Below are 25,918 nucleotides of genomic sequence, written 5' to 3' on the forward strand. Positions count from 1 at the left end.
ACTTCTGGAGCCGCAGCGTCGGCTGTCACCCACTCGATTATCGATTGTCTACCACACGAATAGGCGACCTCTTGCCGAGAAGGCCTAACTGGAGCGCTTCCCTCTGCGGCTTAGCGTCAGGGACCGTTCAATGACTGCTCTGGGTTGCGAGCTGACTGTCCGGTCAGGCCTCGGACCTTTTTATCAGGCGGCCGCCTCCAGCCCCAGCAGCTCCGCCGCATGCCCGCCGGTCAGCCGCTTGATCTCGCCTTCCGTGAACTGCAGGTCGAGCAGATGGCTGACGATCTCGCGATAGCCGTCGATCGGGCGCGGCGAGCCGGTGAGGCCGAGGTCGGAGCAGAGCACGGTGTTCTCGACGCCGGCGACCTCGATCACCCGGCGCAGCTCCGGCGGCTCGAACTTCTTCGACTTGCCCTCGACGAACATGCAGATCGAATGCTCCATCACCGCGCCGAGCGCGACGAGGTCGCGGATTTCCGCATCGCTGCAATTGTTGACCATGTAGGTCGGGTGGTTGACGAGGAGCTTCCTGACGCCGCGCGCCTTCGCCTCCTCGAACACGGCGAAGAGCTCGGGCGTCGAGAGATGCCCGCCGGCGAGGATGATGTCGCCGGCCGCGATCAGGTCGAGGATCAGCTTGACGTCGTCGGTCAGCTTGCCGTCGGCCCCGAACGGCGTCAGCGGGATCGGGTCGAGCATCTTCTGCGCCGTCTTAGGGAAGGTCTTCACCGCGCCGGAGGCGAGCACGTCGATATGGTTCTTGGCCGAGAGCGTCGGCATCCAGACGATTTTGCCGCCGAGCTTGATGGCGTGGTCGACCGCATGCGGGTTGAAGCCGCCCGAGGCGTTGTTGAGCGCGATGCCGGAGAACAGCCTGACGCCGGTGTCCGGCACCAGCTTCTCCAGCAGGATCGAATGGGCGGTGCCGAGGTAGAAATGGTCCTTGTAGACGACGGCGCGGAACTTCGCCGCGGCGGCATCCAGCATCGCTTCGTGATGGTCGAGGATGCGCGGCATCGCGGCCGGGCCGCTATGGCAATGCAGGTCGACAGCGCCGACCAGGAGGTCGGCGATCTGGCGGCTGCGCGCGTCGGCGTTCTGGGCGGTTAAGGTCATGTCGCAGGCCCTCAGGCGGTTTCGCCGGGCATCGGATAATCCGCGGCGTTGATGACCCAGCCGGGCTTCTGCGAGAAGTCGAGGCGGGGCGGCGAGAAGATGTCGATCATCTGGTTCAGCCCGGGCAGGACCGAGCGCGAGGTGTGGATCGAGGGCGGCGGGATCACGGTCAGCGACGGCGCCGCCATCAATTCGTGCTCGTCCTCGCGCCAGATCCGCATGTCGGGCGTCCACGGCCAGCGGATGTCGTGGATGTAGCCACCATCGATCACCAGCGAACCCTGCTCGAAATCGTCGTGGTGATGCGGCGAGAGTGCGGTGACGTCGCGCAGGCCGTTTCGCGGGTCGAGTATGTTCACCATCAGCGTGGTGCAGCGGAAGATGCGGCCGAAGCGGCCTTCGCCGGCGCCGGCATCGAGGCTGTAGGCGCGGATCTTGAAGCCGCCCCGCGGCTCCGGCCAGGGTTCCAGCAGCGCGACATTGGCATGGGGCTCAGTATAGGAAGCGGCATTGGAGCAGGAAGCTGCCAGATCGGTCGCGACGCTCGAGAATATCCGGATGACGCGTCCGGCGCCCTTGAGCGTGATGCGAGAGGCTCCCGGCGGGACGAAGACGATCGAGCCGCCTGCGACCTCGATCGTCTCGGTCCCGGCGGTGACCGTCGCGCCGAGCTCCTTCTCGGGCAGGATCAGGCAGTATTCGTCCGGCTGCGCATCGCGCACCAGCACCGCACCCGGCTTCGCGTCGGAATAGGCGGTGATGAAGTTCTGGCCGCGCGCCAGCCAGGTGCGCTCGGTCTCGTTCGCCTGCTGCGGCTCCTCAGCATAAAAGCGGGCATAGTCGGCGCCTGCATACGCCTTGACCGGGGCGGCCTTCGCCGCTGCAGGAGCGGCGAGCTTCGAGCGCGGATCGCTGGAGGGGTAGCTCACGGGTCCGTATCTCCTATCGGGAGCCCGGGTTCTCGACCCGGCTCCTGGCGGTCTGCATCTGCGCCAGGGTTTCGCTCGCGGCCTTGCGCAGAAAACCCTGGTCCGAGGAGAGGATGAAGGCGCTGGCGCCGCGCTCGGCGAAAGCGGCGGATTCCTCGCCATTATCGGTCATCACGCAGACCGGTTTGCCAGCCTTCTTTGCCGCGCTAAGGATCGTATCGACCGCGTCGCGGACCGCAGGTGCATCGCGCGTCGGCGCGCCGAAGGCGACGGTGAGGTCGCCGCGCCCGATGAAGACGGCGTCGAGCCCCTCGACTGCGAGGATGGCGTCGATCTGGTCCAGCGCCGACGGGTCCTCGATCATGGCGATCGTCGCGACCGCTGCGTCGGCCGCATCGACGAGGTCCCACATCTTGCTGCCGCCATAGCGGCCGGCGCGCGTGACGCCGGAGAAGCCGCGCTTGCCGCCGCGATAGCGGCAGGCGGCGACGAGAGCCTCAGCATCCGTGACGGTCGCGACATGCGGGGCGAGGATGCCGACCGCGCCACAATCGAGCGAGGCCTGGATCGCATCGCTCGTCAGCGTCGGGACGCGCACGACCCCGGCGACGCCGGCCGCCCGCGCCGCCAGCAGCACGAGGTCGGTGGTGCCGCGGTCGAAGGGCGCATGCTCCTGGTCGACGACGATGAAGTCGAAGCCGCTATTGCCGAGGATCTCGGTGGCGTGCGGGCTCGGCGTCTTGACGAAGCTCCCGGCCAGGAAGGCGCCGCTGACGAGGCGATGGCGGAAGCTGGTGAGGGCAGGGGGCTGCATGAATATGCCGTACCGATTTCGATGATCGGATGATGGCACTGCCGCTCTCGGATATGGCCGGAAGTCACCGCGTTTCACATCTCGAAATTAGCGGAGGTGCGCCTGCCCCTGCGGCAGAAAGCCATCAGGATCATCATGGGGTTTGACGAGGAAACGTCGGATACGAACCCACTCAGAAAGGGCCATCCGAATGAAGACACGCCTGTTGATGATCGCCGGCCTGATGGCCGCCTGCGCCATGCCCGCTTCCGCCGGCACCCTGGAGACCGTCAGGAACCGTGGCGAGATGATCTGCGGCGTCAGCCCGGGCGTCGCCGGCTTCTCGGTGCCCGACGAGACCGGGCGCTGGGGCGGCTTCGATGTCGACATCTGCCGGGCCGTGGCAGCCGCCGTCTTCGCCGATGCCAACAAGGTCCGCTATACCCCGCTCAGCCCGAAGGACCGCTTCGTCAGCCTGCAGAGCGGCGAGATCGACATGCTGTCCCGGCAGGCGACGTGGACACTGTCGCGCGATACCCAGATGGGGCTGCGCTATGTCGGCGTCGGCTATTATGACGGCCAAGGCTTCATGGTCCGCAAGTCGCTGAACCTCAAATCGGCAAAGGAGCTCAACGGCGCCTCGGTCTGCGTGCCGACCGGCACGACCACAGAGCTCAACATCGCCGATTACTTCCGCGCCAACGGCATGAAGTACGAGGGCGTCGCCTTCGAGGCCGGCGATCAGGTCGCCAAGGCTTTCGAGTCCGGCCGCTGCGACGTCTTCAGCAACGACGTCTCGGCGCTTTCGGCCTATCGGCTGAAGCTGGTCAACCCGACCGAATACGTGATCCTGCCGGAGCTGATCTCCAAGGAGCCGCTCGGCCCCGTCGTGCGCCAGGGCGACGAGATGTGGACCAGCATCGTACGCTGGTCGCTCTATGCCATGCTCGTCGCCGAGGAACTCGGCGTCACCAGCGCCAATGCCGAGGAGCAGAAGCGCACCGGCTCGCCGGAAGTGCAGCGCCTGCTCGGCGTCTCCGCGAATCTCGGCGAGTCGATGGGGCTGAAGCCGGATTGGGCCCTGCAGATCGTCAAGCAGGTCGGCAATTACGGCGAGGTCTATGAGCGCAATGTCGGCTCGGGCTCGAAGCTCGGCATCGAACGCGGCCTCAACAAGCTCTGGACCAAGGGCGGTCTGCAATACGCGCCGCCGGTGCGCTGATGACGAGTTCCGGCCGCTATCCCGCCGAGGTGCTGCGATCCTTCGCGGCCGCCTTGCTCGAGGCGGCCGGGACGCCGCCCGACAATGCCGCGCTGGTGGCGCAGGCTCTCGTCGACGCCGATATCGAGGGCCTGGCTTCGCATGGCCTGCTGCAATTGCCGATGTATCTGGAACGGATCGAACGCAAGTCCGTTGATCCGGCGGCCAGCGGCGAGATCGTCGTCGATGCCGGCGCGCGCCTGACACTCGACGCCAGGAACGGGCTCGGCCAGGTCACGGCCGAGCGAGCCTGCGATCTCGCGATCGCCCGCGCCGCCGAGCACGGCGTCGCGATCGTGGCTGTCCGCAACGCCTTCCATTTCGGCGCAGCGGGGCGTTTTGCTCGCAAGATCGCACTCGCCGGCCAGATCGGCACCGTCATGGCCAATACGCGCCCGATGCTGCCGGCGCCCGGCGGGGCTGAGGCGGTCGTCGGCAACAACCCGCTGGCGATCGCCATTCCGACCGGCGGCGAGCCGATCGTGCTCGACCTCGCCATGAGCGCCGGCGCCATGGGCAAGATCAGGCTGGCGGCGAGCAAGGGCGAGCCCATTCCCGAGGGCTGGGCCCAGACGGCCGAAGGATTGCCGACCCGCGACGCGGCCGAGGCGATCAAGGGCGTCCTCCTGCCTGCTGCCGGGGCGAAGGGCTTTGGCCTCGCCGTGATGATCGACCTTCTCGCTGGGGGCCTGTCTGCCGGCTGCATCGGCAGCGAGGTGCAACCGCTCTATGGCGATCTCTCCCGCCCCTATGGCAGCGCCAATCTGTTCATGGCGATCGAGATCGAGGGGATGCGCCCACTCGCCGAATTCGAGACCGCGGCTGCGACGTTCACCGACCGCATCCGGCAGTCGAAGCCAGTCGCCGGTGCCGCTCCCATCCGGCTGCCCGGTGACCGCGCGGCAGAGGCGCGAAGCCGTTTCGACGGATTCTGTTCTCTTGCAGAGCCGACATTGGCTGCGCTTCGGAGCAGCGCCAACCGCCTCGGCATTGCGCTTCCGGCCGCCCTCGCCAGCTGACGCGAGTTGATCAGGACTTGGCGGCCTGCTTGACGTTGCGGTTACGGGCCGATGCGGATAGCCCCTCGAAAGCAAGCGATGCGACGCCGAGCAGCCCGGCCGTGTTGCCCAATTCGGCGATGCGGATGTCGACCTTCGCCGCCAAGGCAGGCCAGACATAGGCCGGCAGAAGAAGACGGATCCGGCGCGCCAAGGCTTCGCCGGCTCCCGACACCCCGCCGCCGAGCACGATCGCGTTGAGCATGAGTGCGTTGGTCAGTGCGCCGGCCGCGTGGGCGATGCCGCGACAGGCCGCATCGATGGTCGCGTCCGCCTCTGCATCACCAGCCTCGGCCTGCTCGAACAGCGCCCGGGCCGACACCGCTGAACCCTTTGTCCGGCTCGCATAGGCTTGCAGCATGGCCGGCGCCGAGGAGCGCGCTTCCAGTGAGAGCGGCCTACCCGCATCGTCGCTGCCGACGACGATGGCACCGAGCTCGGGAGGATGGCCGTCCGAACCGATGACCGGCTTGCCGTCGAGAATGACGGCACCGCCGACGCCCGTGCCTATGGTGATCAGGGCGAAGCGGCTCAGCGCCCGCCCGGCGCCATACCTGACCTCGCCCAACGCAGCGGCAACGCCATCATTGCCGAACCAGACCGGCAGGCCGAGGCGCTGTTCGAGCGCTTCCGCGATCGAACCGTCGCGCAGCGCCGGAACATTGCCACCGCCATCGATAACGACGCCGCTCTCCGGCGAGGCGAAGCCCGGCATCGCGACCGCCAAGGCATCGGCCCGGCCGCCCGCCATCACGTCCTCATAGAGCCGGGCCAGCCGCTCGCAGAGCGCAGCGAAGGGCAGGTCGCGTTCGAACGGCACCTCGCCTTGCTTCAACAGGCGGCCGTCCTCAGCCACCAGTCCGAATTTCACGGCGGTGCCGCCGATATCGAAGGCGAAGACGGTCTTCATGGCAGGCGGTCGATCTTGATGCCGAGCTTCTTGGACAACCCCGGAAAGCGCATCAGATGCGGCGGAATCCCGCGCCGTGTCGCCATGGCCTGCGCCAGCCGCTGCACCGGGATGATTGCGGCGAGCGCATCATAGGGCGGCGCCAGCCCGTCGAGCCGCAACCAGTCGAACGGCGTCGGCTCGACAGTCAGGTTGAGGATCAGGACGCGGATGCCGAGCCCGGCCATCACCTCGGCGGCATGGGCCGCGAGCCGGCGTTCGGCGGTGTCCGCCGCGATCATCACGCACAGGCTCCTGGCCGTCAGCCCGTGGAGGCGACCATGCATGGCTTCCTCGGTGGGGAAGGCCGCCGCCGGCACGCCGGTCATTTCCGCGAGCTTGAGCGAAGCTTCGAGCGCCGTGCCGACATGGCGGCCCTCGCCGGTGAAGAGCAGGCCATCGACCGCGTCGAGTTCCGCCGCGAGCGCGAAGGCCGGCGGTGTCGCCGCCTTGATCTGCTCGGTGATCGCCGCTTCGGTGACATCCTGGCCAGCCTGACCGCCTAGGGCCGCCACAAGTTCGGCAAGAGCAGCCAGCGAACCGCCATAGCCCTTGGTCTTCGGGCCGACCGGCTCGGGCCCGATCGGCATCACGATCCTGGTCGTCGCCACCTGCCCGATCGGGCTGTCGGCCTCGGCGGTGATGGTAAGGGTGGTCAGCCCGCTGTCCTGCGCGCGTCTGACCGCCGCGACCGTGGTCTCGCTGGTCCCGGTCTGCGACAGCGCGACGACCAGCGCCTCGCGGCCAAACACGGGCTCGCGCTGCAGGAAGGCGCCAGGGTTCAGCACTTCGACGAAGGCGCCGCCGGCTTCCAGTGCGGGCTTCGCCACCAGCAGTGCGTTGAGCGAGGTGCCTGAGCCGACGAGGACGATGTATTTTGCCCGCGGCAAGCTGAGCGCGCGCAACCGCAAGCGCACGGCGGCGATCGTTGCCGGCACGATTTGCGCCTGCGCCCGGATGAAGCCGTCGATGATGCTCTGGTCGACCATGGTCATCCCTTCACCGCGCCGATGGTCAGGCCACGCACGAGATGGCGCTGGAAGAACAGCATGAACAGCAGGATCGGCAGCATGATCCCGATCGCGCCGGCGGCCGAGAGCGACCAGTAGTTCAGGTCCTCGCCGCCATATTCGGCGATCGCAACGGGCAGCGTCTTGGTGTTGCTGCCGGTCAGGATCAGCGCGAACAGGAACTCGTTATAGGCGAGCAGCAGGCTGAACAGCGAGGTGACGACGATGCCGGGCTTGGCCAGCGGCAGGATCACCTTGGTGAAGGTCGTCCAGGCATTGCAGCCGTCGATCGTCGCGGCCTCGTCGAGCTCGCGCGGAATCTCCAGGAAGAAGCTGCGCATCAGCCAGACCGTGAAGGGCTGGTTGATCGCCACCATCGCCGCGATCATCGCCGGATAGGTGTCGATCATCGAGAGCGAGCGCGCCACGATGAAGAACGGGATCAGCAGCAGGATGTGCGGGAACATCCGGATCACCAGGAGTCCCATCAGATAGGAGCGCGCCATCTTGCTCTCCAGTCGCGACAGGCCATAGGCGGCGAGCGTGCCGAGCGGCACCGAGATGAAGACCGTGCCGAGCGCGATGATCGCGCTGTTCGCGAAGAACTCGACAAAGCGGCGCTCGGCCCAGATCTCGTAATGGAAGCGGAAGGTCGGCTCGAAGAACAGTTTTGGCGGGATCGCGAAGGCATCGGCCGGCTGCTTGATCGAGATCAGCACCGCCCAGATGATCGGCGTCAGGCTGAACAGCGCAAACAGCGACAAGAGGAAGACGACTAGCGGCTGGCCTAAGAGGCGTCGCATCAGAACGCCCCCCGCTCGCGCCGGTACATCAGCGAGATGATCATCAGCGTCAGCCCGGTGACGATCAGCATGGTCAGGACGCCTAGCGTCGAGGCGCGGCCGAGGTCGAGCTGCTTGAAGGCCATGGCGTAGGTGTACATCGTCAGCGTCTCGGTCGCGGTGCCGGGGCCGCCGCCGGTCAGCACATAGATGCTGTCGAAGGTGCGGAAGGAATCCATCAGCCGGATCGCCAGCACGAACAGGATCTGCGGCCTTAAGCACGGCAGGATGATGTGCCAGACCAGACGCGGGCCCGAGGCGCCGTCGATCCTGCCGGCTTCGAGCAGCGCCTCGTCCATGCCCTGCAGGCCGGCATAGAGGATCAGCATGACGAAAGGCGTGAACTGCCAGACATCGGCGATGATGATGGTGACGAAGGCCCAGATGGGCGATCCCAGCCAGTCCGGCGGGAAGATGTCGAAGGAGGCGATGATCGCGTCGGCCAGCCCCCAGCGCGCCGCGAATATCCAGCGCAGGAACAGCGCCGCGACCACCGGCGTGATCAGATAGGGCACGAAGATCAGCGTCGAGAAGATGCGGGCGCCACGCGTCAGCTTGTAGAGCCCGAGCGCGAGCAGCAGGCCGAGCGCGAACTCGACTGCGAGCGAGCAGGCGACCAGGATCACTGTCGTCCGGAGCGAGGCCCAGACGCGATCCTGGCCGAGCAAGGTGAGATAGTTGTCGGCACCGACGAAACGGGCCTGCGGCTGGCCGATATGGTAGTCGAAGAAGCTGAGATAGACGGCGTAGAGCACCGGGTAGAGCTGCACGCCGAGCACGACGAGTGCGCTCGGCACCACGAACAGCCAGAGCGATATTTCGCGGGGATAGGCCCGCGCCGACGACGACGCCATTAGTCCATGCCTTGCTGGAGCGGCCCGGTTCAGGCCCGGACCGTTCCGGGAGCGAACCTGCTCACTTGTAGACGCCGCGGCGCGTCAGGAATTCCTCGGCCTCCTTGGCACCAGTGTCGAGCGCCTCCTTGACCGGCATCTCGCCGGTGACCGCTTGCAGGACGCGCCGCGTCACCGTCTCGCTGACTTCCTTGAACTCGGCGAATTTCGGGAAGATCGCGCCCTTGTCCAGCGCCGGCACCAGCACGCTGTAATAGCGGAAGCGCTGGCGCAGTTCCGGATCCTCCAGCACCGAGACGCGCGTCGGGCAGGCGAGGCTCGCACCCTCGCGCTGGTTCGCCGGCGACAGCGTCGCGGCGAGCAGGCGGAACAGCGTGTCCTTGTTGCGCGAGGAGAACTTCGAGATGGCGAAGGTGTCGGCGACGACGACCTGGCCGCCGCGCGGCGGCGGCGCCCAATTGATCTTGCCGATCACCTTGGACTGGTCCTGGCGGTCCATCGCGGCGGTGCGGGTCAGCCACTGCATGCCCATGGCGGCAGCGCCCTGCTGGAACAGGATGGTCGATTCGTCATTGCCGTTGGCGGTGTAGCCGCGCGGCGCGAAGCGCGTCAGCGACTTCATCGTCTCGATCGCGGCGATGCCCTTCGGGCTGTTGAACACCGGCTTCTTGTTGGCGTCGAACCAGCCGTCACCGAGCGCATTCAGATACCAGTGGCCCTCATTGAGGACGCCGTCGCCCTTCAGCGTCATCACGGTACCGGCGACGGAGGGCGAGTTCAGCGCACCGGCGGCGGCGATGTACTCCTCGAACGAGGTCGGCGGCTTCAGGCCCTTGGCCTCGAACAGGTCCTGGCGATAGGCCATGAGCTGGGTATTGGTCAGCACCGGCAGGCCATAGACCTTGCCGCCGAACGAGGCCGAGCTCATCGCCGTCTTGGCGAAGTCGTCGAGCTTGTACTCGTCCTTGTGCTTGGCGATGTACTCGTCGAGCGGCTCGAGCCAGCCGTTCTGCGCGAAGTTTGCGATCGTCAAATCGTTGCCGAGCATGATGTCGATCGAGTCGGCGCCGGACGACAGCGTGATCGTCTGCAGCTCTTTCAGCGGCGCGTTCGGCATCAGGTCGGCCGTGACCTTCACGTTCGGCAGCGCGCTTTGGAGCTTCTTCACGTAGAATTCCAGCGCCGGATAGCGCTCGCCGACGAAGCGGACGTTCATCTCCTGCACCTGCGCGCCGAAGCCATAGGCGCTCGCCGCCATCGTTCCGGCCGCGCCCAGCACCGTCCGGCGGGATAGGCCACTCTTGGATTCGTGCTGCTGCGTCATGGTCTGTTCCCCGCTGGTTCAGGACGGTCTTTCGCCGCCGCCCTATTTATTCCAATGAAGTGATTTAATCAGAAGCCACTTCGGCTGGCAAGCACCCGGGTGTAGGCAGAAGCGATGAGGCAGAGGCAAAGATGAAGCTGTTCGGCGCCAATATGGACCATGCCCGCCGGTTCAACCGGCGGGTCGTGCTGGAGACGGTACGACTGCAGGCGCCGCTCTCGCGCGCAGAGATCACCCGCGCCACCGGCCTGGCGCCGCAGACCATCTCCAACATCATCGGTGAGCTCACCGAGGCCGGGCTGGTACGCAGCGTCAGCCGGCGCAGCGGCGCCCGCGGGCAGCCGGCCGTCGATCTCGACATCAACCCCGATGGCGGCTTCACCTTCGGCGTATCCTTCGGCCATGGCGTCTTGCTGGTCATCCTGACCGATGTCGCCGGCGTAGTGCGCGACCGCGCCGAGCTCGACCTCGCCGCCGATGCGCCCGAGGCGGTACTCGACCAGATCGCGGCGACGATCTCAGCGATGCTCGAGCGCCAGCAGGTGGCGCGCCAGCGTGTCTGGGGCGTCGGCCTCGTCATTCCCGCCCTGTTCCAGGACGACCGGCTCGTGGTGCTCGGCGAGGTAGCGCTGCCCGGCTGGAAGGATTTCTCGCTGCGCCAGTCGCTGCAGGACAAGCTCGGTCTACCGGTGCTGCTCGAGAACGACGCCACGGCGGCGGCGATCGGTGAACGGCTCTACGGCGCCGGCCGCACCCTGACCGATTTCGCCTACATCTATATCGGCGCAGGCATTGGCGGCGGGCTCTTCCTGCGCGGCCAGCCCTATCGCGGCGGCTACGGCAAATCAGGCGAGATCGGCCATCTCGTCGTCGACACCGGCGGGCGACCCTGCCCATGCGGTAATCGCGGCTGCCTCGAACGCTACGCCTCGGTCTCGCTCGCGCTGAAGGCGCTTGGCGACGTCCAGGCGGCAACCGTCCGGCACGGCGATCTCGACCGCATCGCTGCGGCGCTTGAAGACGGCGACACACGCCTGCTCGCCTGGCTGGATGAGGCCGCAGCCAGCCTGCGCCAGGCCGTGGTGATGATCGAGAACATGCTCGACCCGCAGACGGTGATCCTCGGCGGAGTGCTGCCCCGGCCCGTTCTGGAGGCCCTGATCGCCCGGGTCGAGCCGCTACCGCGTAGCGTCAGCCTCAACAAGGCGGCCGACACGCCGCGTCTGATTGCCGCCGAGATGGGGCCGGACACGCCGGCGCTGGGCGCAGCGACGCTGCCGGTCTTCGACGGCATGACGCCGGAGCTGTCGCTTCTGTTCAAGCAGGACGTTGTAGAGCGGATCTGAAGGAGGACTGGACGGGGGACCCGGTCTTCGGCTTGCCCAGGGCGTCACCGGTTGGATGCATCGTCGTCACTGGCCGCCTCATGCAAGCCCTCGTTGATTGATCGCCGAGGCCGTCGGCCATCTCCGCCCTGCGAGCGAGGCGGCCCGAGCAAGCGTCGCCGGGCCAGCCGCGCGACTGGTGCCTAGATCAGCTTGGCGTCCCTGAGCAGCTCTTCGACATAGGTACCCTCGATCTTTGTCATGGCCACCTTGCCGATGAGGCGAGCCATGAACGGGAGCTGAATCTCGTGGAGTTTCTTCCGATCGTTGAGATAGTACAGTGCGCTCAGCAGCACGCGCACATCGAAGGACGAGGCGAAGACTTCGGGCACGCCGCGATCGACGTTGAAAAGCGAGTAGACCGCTTCCATTGCCGTGCGCACCGAGTACTCGGTGGTGAACACCGTATCCTTCTCGGTTTCGGCGAAGTTGCCGATGAAGGCGAGATTCTTCGAGCCGTCCGGCACAACCAGCGGCCGGTCGCCCATCGCGCGCGGCATGAAGTAGGACGTGATGTAGGGCATGTTGCAGGGGATCGTGCTCGCTGACCGACGAGCCAGCTCAGGGATCGCCTCGGCTGGAACGCCCATGTGGAAGAGCCACTCTTCGCACAGTTCCGCACCGGTGCATTCGCGGATGGTCTTCTTCACGAAATTGCCGGGCTTGTCGGAGAACAGGCCGTAGAGCCAGACCACCAGCTTCTGGCTTTGGTCCTGCGCCCTGAAATGCGGCTGACGGCTCATGGTGTAGCCGTACAGCCAGTTGGAGTCCTTGAAGTTGCAGGGGCCGCCGGTGACGATGCGGCCATCGCGCGGGTCGCGCCCGGTCATCTTCTCGATCCAGGGAACGATCTTGTCGTCGAGCAGGGTGACCGTTGCCGAGATCGTCCAGTTGGCGTCCGGGATGTTCTCGCAGAACTTCTCCGGTCGGCCGAATGCGTGGTCCTGCGCGGCGAGATTCTTCCAGAGCGTCCATGCACCGCCATGGCCGGTTTCGATCGGCGCAGGATGGTCGTTGTCGCCGAATGTGGACGACTCGGTGATCGATCCGTTGGTGACGAAAACGACGTCGTTCTCCGTGAGGTCGAGCGTCTTCCGCTCGCCTGCCACGGTCATGACGAGCCGCCGGGCCATCTTGCTGCCTCCGGCCGCCTCGACCTCGATGGTCTCGACCTGGGTGCCGTACTGGAAGTGGACGCCCTTGCCCTCCAGCCAGGCGACGAGCGGCCTGATCAGAGACTCATACTGGTTGTATCGGGTGAAGCGCAGCGAGGAGAGATCGGCGAGCGTCGCTATATGGTGGACGAAGCGCAGCATGTAGCGGCGCATCTCCATGGCGCTGGCCCAAGGCTCGAACGCGAACATCGTGGCCCAGTAGAGCCAGAAGTTGGAGGCGAAGAAGTCCTCGCCGAAACATTCGTCGATGCGCTTGTCGTCGAGCTCGCTCTCGGGCGTCAGCGCGAGTTTCAGCATCTCCTCGACGGCCTTCGGCGTCAGCGTCAGGTCCGCCATGTGCGGAATAGGCTCTCCGCGCCCTTCGGTCGCGCGGCAGGGGTTTATGCTCGGGTCCTTCTTGTGCAGCCAGTACATCTCGTCGAGGACGGATGCGTCCGGCGTGTCGAGCGAGGGAATGGAGCGGAACAGATCCCACAGCGTCTCGAAATGAGCTTCCATCTCGCGGCCACCGCGGATGATGAAGCCCTTATGCTCGTCGAGTATGCCGTCCATGCTGCCGCCGGGCAGACCGAGCTCCTCGAAGATGGTGATGCTCTCCCCGGGCAATTGCGCGTCGCGTATCAAAAACGCTGCACCGGCAAGAGATGCGAGCCCAGCGCCAACGAAGTAAGCTCTTTTCTGGTCAACGCCGTCCGGCTTCGGTGCACGCGCATAAGCCTCGAAATTACCGTTGCTGCGATACATCCTGCGTTCCTCTGCATCTGTGGCGCGGGTGCCGGAAATAATCAAAACGCGATCCGCTAGCAGGCGGTGGCTTGTGGCCAAGAATGGCGATCCTGTAAGCTTTCATCTTCGGTCGGAATCATGACCCAGAGCTGCATCAGAAACGACGGTGGCTGGCCACTTCAGGTGGATGGGGCTCTTGTTACTTGCCATCGCCACCGCTCTGGCGATCGCGTCCTGGGCTCAATCTTTTTCGAACGTCACAAGGGCGAGGAGACGGCTCTCGGAAGCTCTCTTTCAGAACCTGACCGCGAGGTTTGCCTTGAAGGCGTGGTCCTGGGCGTCTTGCGCGAGCTGGCCGGTGTAGGCCAGGCTGAGCGCAGCGCTTGGGCTGATGGCGAGCTCGAGCCCGGCTTCGACGACGCCGGCGTCCCGTGCGATCGGCAGGCCGGCGACGGTGAATGAGCTGCTGCCGGCGAAGGCGAGCGCCGCGGTCGGCGTGACGTCGCCGAAAGCGTGGCGCCAGGCCAGCCCGCCGCGCAAGGTCAGGTCCATGCCCTGCAGTGCGAACGTGGTCGAGGCGCGCAGGCCCAGCGTCGAGTAGCCGAGGCTGGTGTCGTCGCTGCGGGCCGTCAGCGCTGCCGCCCCGCCGGTCTCGCTGAGCCAGTCCGTGTGCAGGTTGACATAGGCCAGCCCGGCGAACGGCTCGAGCGCCACCTTGCCGAGCGCGGTCTGGCCGAGATCGACGCGATAGCCGAGTTCGCCAAAGACCTGCGCCGTGCCGGCATCGTAGTTGCCCTTCAGCCCGTCGCTGAAGCCGGCGAAGGTTACGGTGCGACGGGTCTCGATGTCGTGCCAAGTGTAACTCGCGCCGGCGCGCAGCCCGAGCGCGCCCCATTGGCCGCCGCCATAAAGGCCGAAATGGTAGTTGTCGCTCTCGCCGGAGGAGAGCCGGGCGTTCACGTCGAACTCGCTGCGGCTGTAGCCGGCGATGACGCCGACGCGCATGGTGTCGAACACTGCGACATCCGCGCCGATCAGGAAGCCGCCGGTCGAGCGCGTCAGCTTGGCGGCGTTGCGGTCGCTGTCGGTTCGCCCCCAGGCGCCGTAGCCCTGGCCCCAGACCGCGAAGCGGTCGGTCCTGAGCCTGGGCATCGGTCCGGTCGCGCTCGGGGCAAGGTCGGCGCTGAAGCCGTAATTCAGCGTCGCCATCGGGCTGGCGCCGACCGCGCCGAAGGCCGAGCGCAGCCGGTCGTTGACCGCCGCGCGCAAGAGCCAGCTCTCGTCGACCAGCGCGCTCCTGGCGGAGGCGTGGATCTCGCCCGAGAGCGCGTCGAAGGCCTGGCGGGCGGAGGGCGCGTCGAGCATCAGGAGGCTGTTGTAGAGCGCCAGCGTCCTGCCGGCCTGCGGCAGCGTGTCGAGGCCGGCTGCGGTGGCGAACTGGTTGCGGGTCTGCGCCACGGTCCCGAAAATCGCCGGCGGGGCGGTCGGCGTCGTGACCGGAGGAGTGCCCGGACCCGGCGGGGTCACAGGCGGCGTGCCCGGGTCGGGAGGGGTCACAGGTGGCGTGCCCGGGTCGGGCGGCGTCACGGGCGGTGTGCCCTTCAACGCGATGACGAGGTCGACCTGGTTGGGCCGGTGGTCGACCGTGAGGTCGAGGAAGGCCGAGCGCGAGACCGCCCCGGCCACGGTGCCGCTGACCCCGCCGGCGGCGGTGATGATCGTGTAGCGCTGGCCGTTGATGTAGCTGGTCTGCGGATCGAGCGCGGTGACGCCGATCTGGCTGCCGGTCACCGTCGCCGTTCCCAAGGCGCCCCCCGTTGCGATGACGGCGATCCGGTCCGACGTGCCATTGCCGCCGATCTCGACCTCATAGAGCGAACCCGGCGCCAGCACGAGGTTGCCGGCGACGTTCAAGGTGCCGATCGAGTTGCCCGGCGCGATGGTCGCGCCGGACTGGATCGTGGTGGAGCCGACCGCGCCGGAACCGGCCAGTGTCGCGCCGTTGCGCACGGTGAGGGGCGAAAGCAGAAGCGTGCCGTTGACCGAGAGCTTGCCCGCCTCGACCGTCGTCGGGCCGGAGAGGATGTTGGAGCCAGTGAGGGTCAGGTTGCCGGCGCCGCGCTTGGTGAGGGAACCGCTGCCGGTGATCCGGTTGGCAAAGGTCGCGTCGGTTGGCTGATCGATGATCAGCGCACCGAGGTTGGAGATCCGGCCGCTGCCGAAGCTCGTGGCCTGACCAATCACCGTGCCGGCGGCGATCTCGGTGCCGCCCGCATAGGTGTTGACGCCGGTGAACGTCGTCGAGCCCGTGCCGCTATGGGTGACAAAGCCTGTGCCCGAGATCGCGCCGCCGAAGCTGACGGCGTCCGAGCGGTTGAGCAACAGGTTGCCGTTGTTGACGACGTCGCCGACGATCGAGCCGTTCGTGCCACCGTCGCCGAGTATCAGAGTGCCGGCCGAGATCAGCGTGCCGCCGGTATAGGTGTTCGTCCCCGTGAGGCTGAGAATACCAAGATCGGACTTCACCAGCTGGGCGCCGCCAATGAGGTTGGAAGCGATCGTGGCCTGGGTGAAGGTGCCGCTCGCGGTGCCGTCGCCGACGCGGATGACCGCCTGCGTGCCGGTCAGCGTGATCTCGCCGCCCTGGACGGTGTAGCCGCCCGTTACGAACTGCATGCCCGAGGCGATGACGGGGCCGAGGCCGGTGACGACTGTGACCGTGCCGGGCGTGCCCTGGAAAACGGCGAAGGAGCCGGCCGCGAAGCCACCATTGGGGACGCCGAGCTCGTTCGTCCAGTTGTTGTTGCCGGAGGCGGCCAGCCAGGTGCCGTTGCCGCCGCCGATGACGCTGTTGTTTCGCCCGTCCGTCCCTCCGTCCCAGAAGCGCAGCGTCAGCCCGGCGGTGTTGACCAGGTTGACCTGCCCGGCGACGCCGGTCTGCACGAAGAAGTCGGGCGTCGGCACCGAGCCGACCGACAGACCGTTATCGATCAGCGTGCCGGTATAGTTGAAGATGCGGTAGATGCCGGGATCGAAGCTGCCGCCCGGTGCGGTCGTGACGTTCAGGAGGCCGGCGACGGTGAGGTTGCCGTTGACGTTGGTGAGATCGTTGAGCGGGCCACCGGGAACGCCGGCCTGGCCGAGGTTATAGTTGAGCAGCGCGCCGCTGCTCAGGGTCAGGTCGCCATTGATCGTCAGCGTGCCCGGCGTCGCCCCGGCTGCGCCCGGCGCCAGCGTGCCGTTGGTGTCGATCGTGACGTTGCCGTTGATGGTACCGGTGCCACCGAGCGTCGCGCCGGTGAGCACGCCCACGGGGCCGAGCGTCGAGCCAGCGACCAGCAGCGTACCCTGCTCGACCGACAAGGGTATCGCGGTGGTGCCCGTGCCGGTCAGCGTCCAGGTGCTGGTGCCGGTCTTTATGAAGGCGTCGAAGTTCTGGTATTGCGCGGCCGGGCCGATGGCCGAGACGTTGAAGCTGGCGTCGGCGCTCCCGCCGAGGCGCAGGACGTCTAGGAGCCCGGTCGGATTCGCGACCACGTTGCCGAAGATCTGAGAGCCGGCCTGCAGCTCCAGCGTGATCCTGCCAGTCGTGACGCCCGTGGCAAGCCCGATCGCGTCGGTCGCGCCGACGCCAGCCCGGATCGTGCCGCTGTTGATGAGGTTGATACTGGTGCTCGCGCCAGTCGCTCTGATCGCGCTCCCCCCAACCCCGTTGGAACCTTCGATCGTCCCCGTGTTGACGATCAGACTGGAGCCGGTCGTGCTGTTGCGCACAAAGATGCCATTACCGCCTGACGTTCCGGTTCCACCTCGAATGGTGCCGTGGTTCGTCAGTGTGACGGCAGCGCCGGGGCCGCTGAAGTCCACACCGGCGCCCCCATTTCCTGTACCGTTTGTTGCGCCCTGCACGAGGCCCATATTCGTCACCGAGGCGCCATTGCGGATTTGCAGCGCCGAACCTGAAGTCCCGCCCGCGGAGCCTTGGAACGTGCCTACCAGCGTCCTGACGGCGCCGGCGCCACTGATCGCAGCGCCGCTGTTCGGCGGGCCGAAGAGGGTGAAGCCCTGGGTGTCGATCGTGATGGGCTTGGTCGGAACGGGTAGAGTCCCGCCCGTGACGAAGCTGGCGGTCAGCACAATTGTCGAACTGGGGTCCCCGTCGCCGTTCGCGAAGGTCATCCAGCCTTGCAGTTCCGCCCAGGTGCTTGCGGTATAGGTCGCGGCCGAGGCCGCAGAGGGAAGCCAGCAGGCCAGGGCCAAGGCGGCGCCGCTGACGCCCGCGAGAAGCCTGCCCTTCTTGGTCGATCTTATGGCCTCGATGCCCCTACCCGCGTGCGCTTCCATAGGGGCTTCTCCTCCGGAGAATTAGGCCAGTCCAAGCTGCAACCATGCCGGGATTCGGCTGGCCGCCACAATGACGAATGGGCAACAGCAAGAACGGAAGGTTACGAAGTGCCCGGATATGTAACAGCGCGGTGACGCGAGCCGGGGAAGGGTCCGCAACGGGAGACAGCACGACCTGGCGCAAGGGCGGCGATGCTCACGGCGCAAAGACGCGCCTTTGCAGCGGAGCCATTAAGGCCGGCGGTCATGCGATCCCCCAGATAGGCAGCAGCCCTGCTAGTGAGTCGGGCGGCACGCAACCATGACTAGAGTCGGCGCGCTAAGGGAACATTAAGACCTGCCTATTCCGCCGCATTGGGGGGCTGCGTCCAGCGCGGGCACGAGCGTCATCGGCTTGCGTTCATAGCGCCCTGATCTGCTCCTCGAACTCCTCCGGAATCTCCCCGTGCCGCGCCAGGACGGCGATGGCGCTGACCTCGCCGGTTTCGTCGTCTGCGACGACGTGCATCACGGCCAGCCCCTCGGCCGTGCGGGCCATTCGCTCGCCGTCGTTCAGCGCATGGTGGCGGGTCTTTGACGGCACGCGCTGGCTCGGCACCAGGCGCTTACGGTGCGTCCTGAAGGGCTGAATGAAGAAGCTGTCGAGTGCGGCCACGACTTGATTCTCTCTCTGGTATCGTTCTCAGTATGTTCTCATGCGGGAGAGCGCAACCCATGTCTGCCGTGCCTCTGCCGGACACGTCGCCGATGACGGAGATGGAGACCGAGATCGACGATCTGGTCGAGGAGCATGGCAGCGAGCGCGCTGTGATCCGGGTGTTGCTGCTGGACCTCGCGGAGTTAGCTCGCGACGGCGACCGTTCAGCCTCCAAAGGCTGGTTGCGCGGGCTTTTTAGTCCAGGCCGAAAAAATCGAACAGGCCAGCCTCTTCTGACGGACAATTGAATTAAATCGCCTGCTCAGCGCGGGCCGCGAGCTGGTTGATCTTTCGGCTTCATCCGCCACTCGACGAATTGAACTCTTCGGGCTTCAAGCCTCATCGCTATCCAGACCGGCGGCACGGCGAAGCACCGCGTTCATGCGATCCTGCCAGCCAGATCCGCCACTCTGAAAATGCTCGAGCACATCCCGGTCGATCCGCAGCGAGACCAGTTCCTTTGCGCCTGGGATCGTCGGCTGCTTCGCGGGAGCTGCCGGCGCTGTCGACGCGGCGGGCCTGAACAGCGCCTCAGCCTTGTCGCGAGCGCTCGTCGGCCGGCGCGTTCTGTCAGTGCTCATGTGAAGTCTCACTCTATGTCGTGCGCTCAACGTCCCGTGAGCTGATGCTGGATGGAGGTATGATGCCAAGGCGAAGGCGCGGATGTTGCGTTGATCGCCATGGCGAGCTCGACTCCGAGCTTAGGGTCTTATCTCACGCTAGCACGGCCCGCTTCGCGTGATGCGCGTCACACGCCACGTGTCTGCCGTGCCCTTCGCGTCGAGTGCTTCCGTCTCGACCAGCATTCGGCATTGGAAACTTCGCGCGACGGTTGGGGCCCCGTAGCTTCCTGGGAGCACTAGCGCTGTGGAGGGACCGAACACCAGGAAGGATCGCCCCGAACCGGTTGCGTACGCATCGGACGGTGTCAGGCTGGTGCGCCGCATGAAGTCGGCCATCGATCCGCCGAGGAGCGTTTGGAACTCCGCATCTCGCTCGGCTTCGATTCCAGCGCTCGTGCGGCAACCAGCAAACAGCGTGCAGGCGGCTATGAGCGCCGCAAAAAGCGTGACGCGCCCGCAGCATTGAACCTGGTCGCTGTGTGGCACGAACGGCGGAAATGAGTGTAAGTATTTGATTTGATTGGCGCGCCCGACACGATTCGAACGTGTGACCTTTGCCTTCGGAGGGCAACGCTCTATCCAGCTGAGCTACGGGCGCAAACCGTGCAGGCTGGATAGCTGATTGGCGCGGCTTGGGCAACGAGGGAATTTGCGGGAGCGGCTCTCGTCTCCTGCAGTCCGCTTCTAGACCTGTTCCTCCTTGGGCCGGGTCGATGGCCGCAGGCGCTCGCGCAGGCCCTGGAAGACGACGTAGAGCGCCGGGATCACGAAGATGCCGAGGAAGGACGCGAACAGCATGCCGCCGAAGACGGGCGTGCCGACATCGCGCCTGGCGAGCTTCGACGGCCCCTCGGCGATGACGAGCGGCAGCAGGCCGAGGATGAAGGCGAAGGAGGTCATCATAACCGGGCGGAAGCGCAGCCGCGCTCCCTCCGTCGCCGCATGCAGGAGCGGGTGCCCCTTCTCGCGCAGCTCCTTGGCGAACTCGACGATCAGGATGCCGTTCTTGGCGGCGAGGCCGATCAGCACGACGATGCCGATCTGGGCATAGAGGTCGAGCGTCAGTTTGGCGATAACGATGGCGACGAAGGCACCGAGCACGGCGACCGCCACCGAGAGCAGAACCGGCACGGGGATGGTCCAGCTCTCATAGAGCGCGACCAGGAAGAGATAGGCGAACAGCAGCGCGAAGGCGAGGATCATCCCCGTCTGTCCCTCGGCCCGTTTCTCCTGGAAGGAGACGTCGGTCCATTCGCCACGATAGCCGGTCGACAGTGTCTTGGCCGCGACCGCTTCCATCGCCTTCAGCGCCTGGCCGGAGGACACGCCTGGAGCGGGCGAGCCCTGCAGCGTCACGGCCAGGCGGTTGTTGTAGCGGATCAGCGCCTGCGGGCCGACAACGACCTTGGCTTCGACGAAAGAGCGCAGCGGCACCATGTCGCCGGATTTGCTGCGGACATTGATGCGGTAGATGTCGTTGACCGAGGCGCGATCAGTGCCATCGGCCTGGACCTGAACCTGCCAGGTCCGGCCGAACAGGTTCATATCGTTGACGTAGTAGCCGCCGAGCGAAGCTTGCAGGGCCTGGAAGACGTCGCTCAGCGCGACGCCGAGGATCTGGATCTTGTCGCGGTCGATGTCGAGATAGATCGAGGGCGCCGAATCCGAGAAGGTCGAGAACACCCGCCGCAATTGCGGGTCCTGGTTGGCGGCGATGGTGAGGCCGCGCAGCGTCCGGCCGAGCGCCTTGGGATCGGATGAGCCCATGTCCATCAGGACGTAGCTGAAGCCGCCGCCGCTGCCGAGGCCGATGATCGGCGGCGGAGCGACAGGCACGACGGTGCCGTCGCGCACGGCGCGGAACTTCTGCGCCAGGCGGGCGATAACCGCCGAGGCCGAGTCCTCCGCGCCCTTGCGCTCGTCAAACGGCTTCAGCGTCACGACGAAGAAGCCGGCATTGGGCTGGGAATAGTTGTCGAGGAAGTTGAGGCCGATGATCGTGGAATAGTCGGCGATCGCCTTCTCGCTCTTCAGGATGCCCTCGACCTCGGCGGCGAGCGTCGATGTCCGCCCGATCGAAGCGCCGTCGGGCAATTGGGCGACGACGAAGAAGGCGCCCTGGTCGTCCTCCGGCAGGAAGCCGGTCGGGGTGATCCGTCCCATCGCATAGATGCCGGCACCGAAGGCCGCGGTCAGAGCGATGCTGATGAGCGCGACGCGCACGAGGCGCGCCACGGCCGAGCCGTAGCGGTCGCGCGTCCAGTCGATGCCGCGCATGACGTAGCCGATCGGCCCTCGCCGCGGCCCATGGTGAGGCTTCAGCAGGATGGCGCAGAGCGCGGGCGACAGCGTCAGCGCGTTGATGGCGGACAGCACCATCGCGACCGCGACGGTGACCGCGAACTGCCGGAAGAGCTCGCCCGAGATGCCGGGGATGAAGGCGACCGGCACGAAGACCGAGAGCAGCACCAGCGTGATCGCGATGATCGGGGCGACGATCTCGCCCATGGCGCGCTTGGTCGCCTCGGCCGGCGTCAGCTCGGGATGCTCCTCCATCACGCGCTCGACGTTCTCGATGACGACGATCGCGTCGTCGACGACGATGCCGATGGCGAGAACGACGGCGAGCAGCGAGACGGTGTTGGCGGAATAGCCGATGGCGTTGAGCACGATGAAGGCGCCGACGAGGCTCACCGGCACGGCGATGGTCGGGATCAGCGTGGCGCGCAGATTGCCCAGGAACAGATAAACGACGAGCACGACGAGGACGAAGGCCTCGATCAGCGTCTTCTGCACCTCGTGGATCGTGGCGGTGACGAAGGCGGTCGGGTCATAGGTGACCTTCCATTCGAGGCCTTCCGGGAAGGATTTCTGGAGGTCGCCGATCGTCTTCTTGACCGAGTCGAGGGCGGTGATGGCGTTGGCGCCGGGCGATTGGTAGACGCCGATCAGCACGGCCGGGCCGCCGTTCAACCTGGTGTCGCGATCGAGATTGGCGGCGCCGAGTTCGAGGCGCGCCACATCCGAGAGCCGCAGCACCGAGCCGTCGGCATTGGTGCGCAGCACGATCTTGCCGAACTCCTCCGGTGTGCTCAGGCGGCCCTTGGTCTGGATGTTGAGCTGCAATTGCTGATCGTCGGAGATCGGGCGGGCACCGATGCGCCCGACAGCCGCCTGCGCGTTCTGAGCCTGGATGGCGGCGATGATGTCGCCAGTGGTCAGGTTCAGCCCGGTCAGGCTGTCGGTGCGGATCCAGGCGCGGATGGCGTAGTCCTGAGCGCCGAACAGCGCGGCGTCGCCGACACCCGGGGTCGAGCGGATCGCGTCGAGCAGGTTGATCGTGACGTAGTTCGAGACGAACAGGGTGTCGTAATTGCCCTTCGGCGCATAGACGGCGATGACCCCGAGCAGCGCCGACGACTTCTTCTTCACGACGACGCCGCTGCGCTGCGCTTCCTGCGGCAGCTTCGACAGGGCGATCTGGACGCGGTTGTTGACGTTGACGCTGTTGATGTCGGGGTTGGTGCCGAGCTCGAACGAGACCAGCAGCGAATAGCTGCCGTCATTGCCGCTGACGCTCTTCATGTAGAGCATCTTGTCGGTGCCGACGATCTGGGCCTCGATCGGCTGCGCCACGGTCTGCTCGACCACGGCAGCCGAGGCGCCGGGATAGGAGGTCGTCACCGAGACCTGCGGCGGCACGATATCGGGATACTGCGCCACCGGGATCGCAAAGAGCGACAAGAGACCCGCGATCGTGGTGACGAGCGCGATGACGATGGCCAGCCTTGGCCGGTCGACGAAGACGGAGCTCAGCATGGGCTCAGCTCCGGCCGGCCGGCGGCGTCACGGGCGAGGCGAGGACGGGCACGCCCGGCCTCAGATTTTGCAGACCCTGGATGACGATCTGCTCATTGCCGGCGAGCCCCTGCTCGACGACGACATAGGAGCCGGCCTCGGCTCCGATCTTGACCCGTTTGGCCACCGCCTTGCCGTCCTCGACGGCGAAGACATAGGAGCCCTGCTGGTCGGCGATCAGCGCCGATTGGGGCACCAGCACCTTTTCTTCGCTCTGAGGCGCCTGGACGGCGACGCGCACGAGCGTGCCGTCGAGGAGCTGGCCCGCCGGGTTGGGCAGCGTGGCGCGCACCAGCACAGTATCGGTGGCGCGCTCGACCGAGACGTCGACGAAGTCGACGCGGCCCTTCTGGTCGTAGGTCGAGCCATCGGAGAATTTGAGGCTGACGAGCGGGGCCGAGCCATCGGTGGGCAGCCGGTTCGTCTTCAGCGCCAGGAATTCGCGCTGGCTGACCGGGAAGGTGACATACATCGGATCGTCGCTGACGATCTGCGCCAGCACGCCGCTATCGGGCCCGACGACATTGCCCTTGGTCAGCTTGGTGCGGCCGATGCGGCCGGAGATCGGCGCCTTGATCTCGGTGTAGCCGAGATTGATCTGCGCCGTCTTCAGATTGGCGGCGGCGGTGGTCTCGTCGCCCTGCGCGCCCTTTTCCTCGGCGACACGCTGGTCACGGATGGCGACCGAGCCGGCATTGGTGCGCAGCAAATCCTCGGCGCGCTGGCGTTGCAGGCTGGCGTTCTGCAGGGTGCCCTGGGCCCGCTCCAGCGCGCCCTGCGCCTGCTCGACGGCGGCTTCGAACGGCGCGCGCTCGATGCGGAAGAGCGGCGTGCCCTCGGTGACGGTCGCGCCATCCTTGAACAGAACGTCCTCGAGATTGCCGGTGACGCGGGCGCGGATGTCGACGCGGTTGACGGCTTCGATGCGCCCGACGAAGTCGGCCGATTGCGTGATGGCGCGCTTCTCGGCGGTAACGGTGCCGACCGGGACGGCGGCGGGCGCAGGCTGCTGGGCGAGGATGCTTGTCGTCGGCCCAAAAGCGAAAGCGGCCGCAAGCGCCATGACGGGGAGATGCAAGGCCGAAGAGATCCGCTTCACGCGCGCCATTCGTGAAAGCTCAGACATAGGCCCCTCCTCTTCGCCGCCAACGCACTGCCGCGGTCGTCAACTGCAGCGCGCACAACCCTATCCCACGTCGATACTGAGCATTTTCTACGGGGAACGCTACGGTCTTGTTACGGGCCCGATCGGGCGCGTCGGAATATTGTTCGCGGCGCGGTGCGAATGCACTCACGACGCTCTGTCGAAGCTGTCGGCCCGGGCGAGATCCCAGTTGCGGCGATAGAAGGCGTGCTCGCAGCGTCCGCTCACCAGCTCGGCAGGCTCCAGAAAGACGTGCAGGTCGGAGAACAGGCGGATCTCGGTGGCACTGACGCGGCGCACGAGATGGTGCGGGCCGAGCTCCTCGGGATGGGTCAGGCCGGCTGCCGCCAGCATGTCGGCCAGCGCATGCAGCGTGTTGGCGTGGAAGCGATGGACGCGCTGCGCCTTGTCCGGCACGACCAGTGCGCGCTGGCGGACGGCGTCCTGGGTGGCGACGCCGGTCGGGCAGCGATTGGTGTTGCAGGACAGGGACTGGACGCAGCCAAGCGCGAACATGAAGCCGCGGGCGGCATTGGCCCAGTCGGCGCCGATCGCGAGGACGCTGGCGATGTCGAAGGCGCTGACGATGCGCCCGGCCACGCCGATCTTGACCTTGTCGCGCAGTCCGGCGCCGACCAGCACATTGTGGACGAAGAGCAGGCCCTCGCGCATCGGCAGGCCGATATGGTCGCTGAACTCGACCGGGGCTGCGCCGGTGCCGCCCTCGGCGCCGTCGACGACGATGAAGTCCGGCACGACGCCGCTCGCCAGCATCGCCTTGACCATGCCCATGAACTCCCAGGGATGGCCGAGACAGAGCTTGAAGCCGACCGGCTTGCCGCCCGAGAGCTCACGCAATTGCGCGATGAAGGCCATCATCTCGAGCGGGGTCGAGAAGGCGCTGTGGCTCGGCGGCGAGATGCAGTCGCGCCCGACCGGGACGCCGCGCGTCGCCGCGATTTCGGGCGTGACCTTCGGCGCCGGCAGGATGCCGCCATGGCCGGGCTTGGCGCCCTGGCTCAGCTTGATCTCGATCATTTTAACCTGGGCGTCGGTGGCCTGCCGGGCGAAGCGCTCGGGATCGAAGCGGCCATGCTCGTCGCGGCAGCCGAAATAGCCGCTGGCGACCTCCCAGACGATGTCGCCGCCGCCTTCGCGATGATAGGGGCTGATGCTGCCCTCGCCGGTGTCGTGGCTGAAGCGGCCGAGGCGCGCGCCGGTGTTGAGCGCCCTGATCGCATTGGCTGAGAGCGAGCCGAAGCTCATCGCCGAGATGTTGAATACCGAGGCGGAATAGGGCTGCCGACACTGGTCGTTGCCGATGGTGATGCGGAAGCGCTCGGGATCGGAGACCGGCGCCGGCCGGGTCGAATGGCCGATGAACTCATAGCCGTCGCGATAGACGTCGAGCAGCGTGCCGAAGGGATGGTCGCCGGCGAGATTCTTGGCGCGGCGATAGACCAGCGAGCGCTGCGAGCGCGAGAACGGCGCTGCTTCCTCGTCTGCCTCGAACAGGTATTGGCGCAGTTCGGGACGGACCAGCTCGGCGAACCAGCGGATATGGCCGATCACCGGATAGTTGCGCCGGATCGCGTGCTCGGTCTGGGCAAGGTCCCAGAGCCCGAGCAGCGCCAACGCCGTCGCCAGCAGGCCGGGTAGCCAGAACCAGTTGTAGCGGAAGGCCAGCGGGACCGTGATGAGCGCGACCAGAATGCAGACGATCAGCGTGGTGAAGCGGCTCAGTCGCAACGTCATATCCGACACCTGTCCGAACGAGGTTCCCTCCTTCTAGCTTTGATAGATTCGAAAGACGATCGGCGAGAGGATCGG

At 66.5% G+C, this 25,918-nt stretch carries 19 protein-coding genes and 1 tRNA gene; 4 read left to right on the forward strand and 16 right to left on the reverse strand.

The window, feature by feature from the left end; all coding sequences use genetic code 11:
* Window positions 1-183 precede the first annotated feature (183 nt).
* From BLM15_RS24590 to BLM15_RS24600, 3 genes are read right to left on the reverse strand one after another with little or no spacing between them, the layout of a single operon-like run.
* Window positions 184-1,116, reverse strand: a complete 933-nt coding sequence (locus BLM15_RS24590; RefSeq protein WP_126115217.1) for a DUF6282 family protein — start codon at window positions 1,114-1,116, stop codon at window positions 184-186.
* Between the two features lie 11 nt (window positions 1,117-1,127).
* Window positions 1,128-2,045, reverse strand: coding sequence for a cupin domain-containing protein (locus BLM15_RS24595; RefSeq protein ID WP_126115218.1), 918 nt, complete (start codon window positions 2,043-2,045; stop codon window positions 1,128-1,130).
* A 13-nt stretch (window positions 2,046-2,058) separates the two neighbouring features.
* Window positions 2,059-2,859: an HpcH/HpaI aldolase family protein gene (locus tag BLM15_RS24600; RefSeq protein WP_126115219.1), complete on the reverse strand. Its 801-nt coding sequence runs from the start codon at window positions 2,857-2,859 to the stop codon at window positions 2,059-2,061.
* 184 nt (window positions 2,860-3,043) lie between these two features.
* On the opposite strand from BLM15_RS24600, the gene BLM15_RS24605 reads away from it, so the two are divergent.
* Window positions 3,044-4,060 carry an amino acid ABC transporter substrate-binding protein gene (locus BLM15_RS24605; protein ID WP_442859471.1) on the forward strand — a complete coding sequence of 339 codons (1,017 nt, stop codon included), beginning with the start codon at window positions 3,044-3,046 and terminating at the stop codon, window positions 4,058-4,060.
* Window positions 4,060-5,118 (forward strand): Ldh family oxidoreductase, encoded by a 1,059-nt coding sequence (locus tag BLM15_RS24610; RefSeq protein ID WP_126115220.1) that lies wholly within the window; start codon window positions 4,060-4,062, stop codon window positions 5,116-5,118. Before BLM15_RS24605 ends, BLM15_RS24610 begins: the two co-directional genes overlap by 1 nt.
* Before the next feature lie 10 nt (window positions 5,119-5,128).
* On the opposite strand, the gene BLM15_RS24615 is transcribed toward BLM15_RS24610, so the two are convergent.
* The 5 genes from BLM15_RS24615 to BLM15_RS24635 all read right to left on the reverse strand — a co-directional run bounded on the left by BLM15_RS24615 (window position 5,129) and on the right by BLM15_RS24635 (window position 10,136).
* Entirely contained in the window at window positions 5,129-6,067 is a 939-nt protein-coding gene (locus BLM15_RS24615) for an ROK family protein (RefSeq protein WP_126115221.1), read from the reverse strand.
* Window positions 6,064-7,095 carry an SIS domain-containing protein gene (locus BLM15_RS24620; protein ID WP_164547629.1) on the reverse strand — a complete coding sequence of 344 codons (1,032 nt, stop codon included), beginning with the start codon at window positions 7,093-7,095 and terminating at the stop codon, window positions 6,064-6,066. The genes BLM15_RS24615 and BLM15_RS24620 overlap by 4 nt, the downstream gene beginning before the upstream one ends.
* A gap of 2 nt (window positions 7,096-7,097) precedes the next feature.
* Window positions 7,098-7,919 carry a carbohydrate ABC transporter permease gene (locus BLM15_RS24625; protein WP_126115223.1) on the reverse strand — a complete coding sequence of 274 codons (822 nt, stop codon included), beginning with the start codon at window positions 7,917-7,919 and terminating at the stop codon, window positions 7,098-7,100.
* Window positions 7,919-8,812, reverse strand: coding sequence for a carbohydrate ABC transporter permease (locus BLM15_RS24630; protein WP_126115224.1), 894 nt, complete (start codon window positions 8,810-8,812; stop codon window positions 7,919-7,921). Before BLM15_RS24630 ends, BLM15_RS24625 begins: the two co-directional genes overlap by 1 nt.
* 61 nt (window positions 8,813-8,873) lie before the next feature.
* Complete coding sequence (locus tag BLM15_RS24635) at window positions 8,874-10,136, reverse strand: extracellular solute-binding protein (RefSeq protein ID WP_126115225.1); 1,263 nt, start codon at window positions 10,134-10,136, stop codon at window positions 8,874-8,876.
* A gap of 131 nt (window positions 10,137-10,267) precedes the next feature.
* Here BLM15_RS24635 and BLM15_RS24640 point away from each other — a divergent pair, with 131 nt between their 5' ends.
* On the forward strand, window positions 10,268-11,482 hold the full coding sequence (locus BLM15_RS24640; protein WP_126115226.1) for an ROK family transcriptional regulator: 1,215 nt from the start codon (window positions 10,268-10,270) through the stop codon (window positions 11,480-11,482).
* Between the two features lie 182 nt (window positions 11,483-11,664).
* Here the strand turns inward: BLM15_RS24640 and BLM15_RS24645 are convergent, their stop codons facing one another.
* From BLM15_RS24645 to BLM15_RS24655, 3 genes are all read right to left on the reverse strand, one after another.
* Window positions 11,665-13,440, reverse strand: a complete 1,776-nt coding sequence (locus BLM15_RS24645) for an oleate hydratase (protein WP_126115227.1) — start codon at window positions 13,438-13,440, stop codon at window positions 11,665-11,667.
* A gap of 276 nt (window positions 13,441-13,716) precedes the next feature.
* Window positions 13,717-17,766 carry an autotransporter domain-containing protein gene (locus BLM15_RS31970; protein ID WP_126115228.1) on the reverse strand — a complete coding sequence of 1,350 codons (4,050 nt, stop codon included), beginning with the start codon at window positions 17,764-17,766 and terminating at the stop codon, window positions 13,717-13,719.
* Window positions 17,767-18,166: 400 nt separating this feature from the next.
* On the reverse strand, window positions 18,167-18,421 hold the full coding sequence (locus BLM15_RS24655; RefSeq protein WP_126115229.1) for a hypothetical protein: 255 nt from the start codon (window positions 18,419-18,421) through the stop codon (window positions 18,167-18,169).
* Window positions 18,422-18,480: 59 nt separating this feature from the next.
* On the opposite strand from BLM15_RS24655, the gene BLM15_RS24660 reads away from it, so the two are divergent.
* Window positions 18,481-18,711 carry a hypothetical protein gene (locus tag BLM15_RS24660; RefSeq protein WP_126115230.1) on the forward strand — a complete coding sequence of 77 codons (231 nt, stop codon included), beginning with the start codon at window positions 18,481-18,483 and terminating at the stop codon, window positions 18,709-18,711.
* An 84-nt stretch (window positions 18,712-18,795) separates the two neighbouring features.
* Here BLM15_RS24660 and BLM15_RS24665 read toward each other — a convergent pair whose 3' ends face one another.
* From BLM15_RS24665 to BLM15_RS24685, 5 genes are all read right to left on the reverse strand, one after another.
* Complete coding sequence (locus BLM15_RS24665; protein WP_126115231.1) at window positions 18,796-19,044, reverse strand: BrnA antitoxin family protein; 249 nt, start codon at window positions 19,042-19,044, stop codon at window positions 18,796-18,798.
* A 563-nt stretch (window positions 19,045-19,607) separates the two neighbouring features.
* Window positions 19,608-19,684: transfer RNA gene (locus BLM15_RS24670), tRNA-Arg, on the reverse strand.
* An 86-nt stretch (window positions 19,685-19,770) separates the two neighbouring features.
* On the reverse strand, window positions 19,771-22,905 hold the full coding sequence (locus BLM15_RS24675) for an efflux RND transporter permease subunit (protein WP_126115232.1): 3,135 nt from the start codon (window positions 22,903-22,905) through the stop codon (window positions 19,771-19,773).
* Between the two features lie 4 nt (window positions 22,906-22,909).
* Window positions 22,910-24,070 carry an efflux RND transporter periplasmic adaptor subunit gene (locus tag BLM15_RS24680; RefSeq protein WP_236846409.1) on the reverse strand — a complete coding sequence of 387 codons (1,161 nt, stop codon included), beginning with the start codon at window positions 24,068-24,070 and terminating at the stop codon, window positions 22,910-22,912.
* A 165-nt stretch (window positions 24,071-24,235) separates the two neighbouring features.
* Entirely contained in the window at window positions 24,236-25,843 is a 1,608-nt protein-coding gene (locus tag BLM15_RS24685) for an FMN-binding glutamate synthase family protein (protein WP_126115233.1), read from the reverse strand.
* Window positions 25,844-25,918: the final 75 nt, after the last annotated feature.

This window comes from Bosea sp. Tri-49 (assembly GCF_003952665.1).
In the GTDB taxonomy this organism is placed as follows: domain Bacteria; phylum Pseudomonadota; class Alphaproteobacteria; order Rhizobiales; family Beijerinckiaceae; genus Allobosea.

Bases quoted from the DNA above. Each gene is read 5' to 3' on its own strand.
- BLM15_RS24685 (WP_126115233.1), bottom strand. From the start codon at position 25,843: ATGACGTTGCGACTGAGCCGCTTCACCACGCTGATCGTCTGCATTCTG.
- BLM15_RS24610 (WP_126115220.1), top strand. From the start codon at position 4,060: ATGACGAGTTCCGGCCGCTATCCCGCCGAGGTGCTGCGATCCTTCGCG.
- BLM15_RS24645 (WP_126115227.1), bottom strand. From the start codon at position 13,440: ATGTATCGCAGCAACGGTAATTTCGAGGCTTATGCGCGTGCACCGAAG.
- BLM15_RS24620 (WP_164547629.1), bottom strand. From the start codon at position 7,095: ATGGTCGACCAGAGCATCATCGACGGCTTCATCCGGGCGCAGGCGCAA.
- BLM15_RS24630 (WP_126115224.1), bottom strand. From the start codon at position 8,812: ATGGCGTCGTCGTCGGCGCGGGCCTATCCCCGCGAAATATCGCTCTGG.
- BLM15_RS24660 (WP_126115230.1), top strand. From the start codon at position 18,481: ATGTCTGCCGTGCCTCTGCCGGACACGTCGCCGATGACGGAGATGGAG.
- BLM15_RS24615 (WP_126115221.1), bottom strand. From the start codon at position 6,067: ATGAAGACCGTCTTCGCCTTCGATATCGGCGGCACCGCCGTGAAATTC.
- BLM15_RS24665 (WP_126115231.1), bottom strand. From the start codon at position 19,044: ATGAGCACTGACAGAACGCGCCGGCCGACGAGCGCTCGCGACAAGGCT.
- BLM15_RS24625 (WP_126115223.1), bottom strand. From the start codon at position 7,919: ATGCGACGCCTCTTAGGCCAGCCGCTAGTCGTCTTCCTCTTGTCGCTG.
- BLM15_RS24640 (WP_126115226.1), top strand. From the start codon at position 10,268: ATGAAGCTGTTCGGCGCCAATATGGACCATGCCCGCCGGTTCAACCGG.
- BLM15_RS24680 (WP_236846409.1), bottom strand. From the start codon at position 24,070: ATGTCTGAGCTTTCACGAATGGCGCGCGTGAAGCGGATCTCTTCGGCC.
- BLM15_RS24635 (WP_126115225.1), bottom strand. From the start codon at position 10,136: ATGACGCAGCAGCACGAATCCAAGAGTGGCCTATCCCGCCGGACGGTG.
- BLM15_RS31970 (WP_126115228.1), bottom strand. From the start codon at position 17,766: ATGGAAGCGCACGCGGGTAGGGGCATCGAGGCCATAAGATCGACCAAG.
- BLM15_RS24590 (WP_126115217.1), bottom strand. From the start codon at position 1,116: ATGACCTTAACCGCCCAGAACGCCGACGCGCGCAGCCGCCAGATCGCC.
- BLM15_RS24675 (WP_126115232.1), bottom strand. From the start codon at position 22,905: ATGCTGAGCTCCGTCTTCGTCGACCGGCCAAGGCTGGCCATCGTCATC.
- BLM15_RS24600 (WP_126115219.1), bottom strand. From the start codon at position 2,859: ATGCAGCCCCCTGCCCTCACCAGCTTCCGCCATCGCCTCGTCAGCGGC.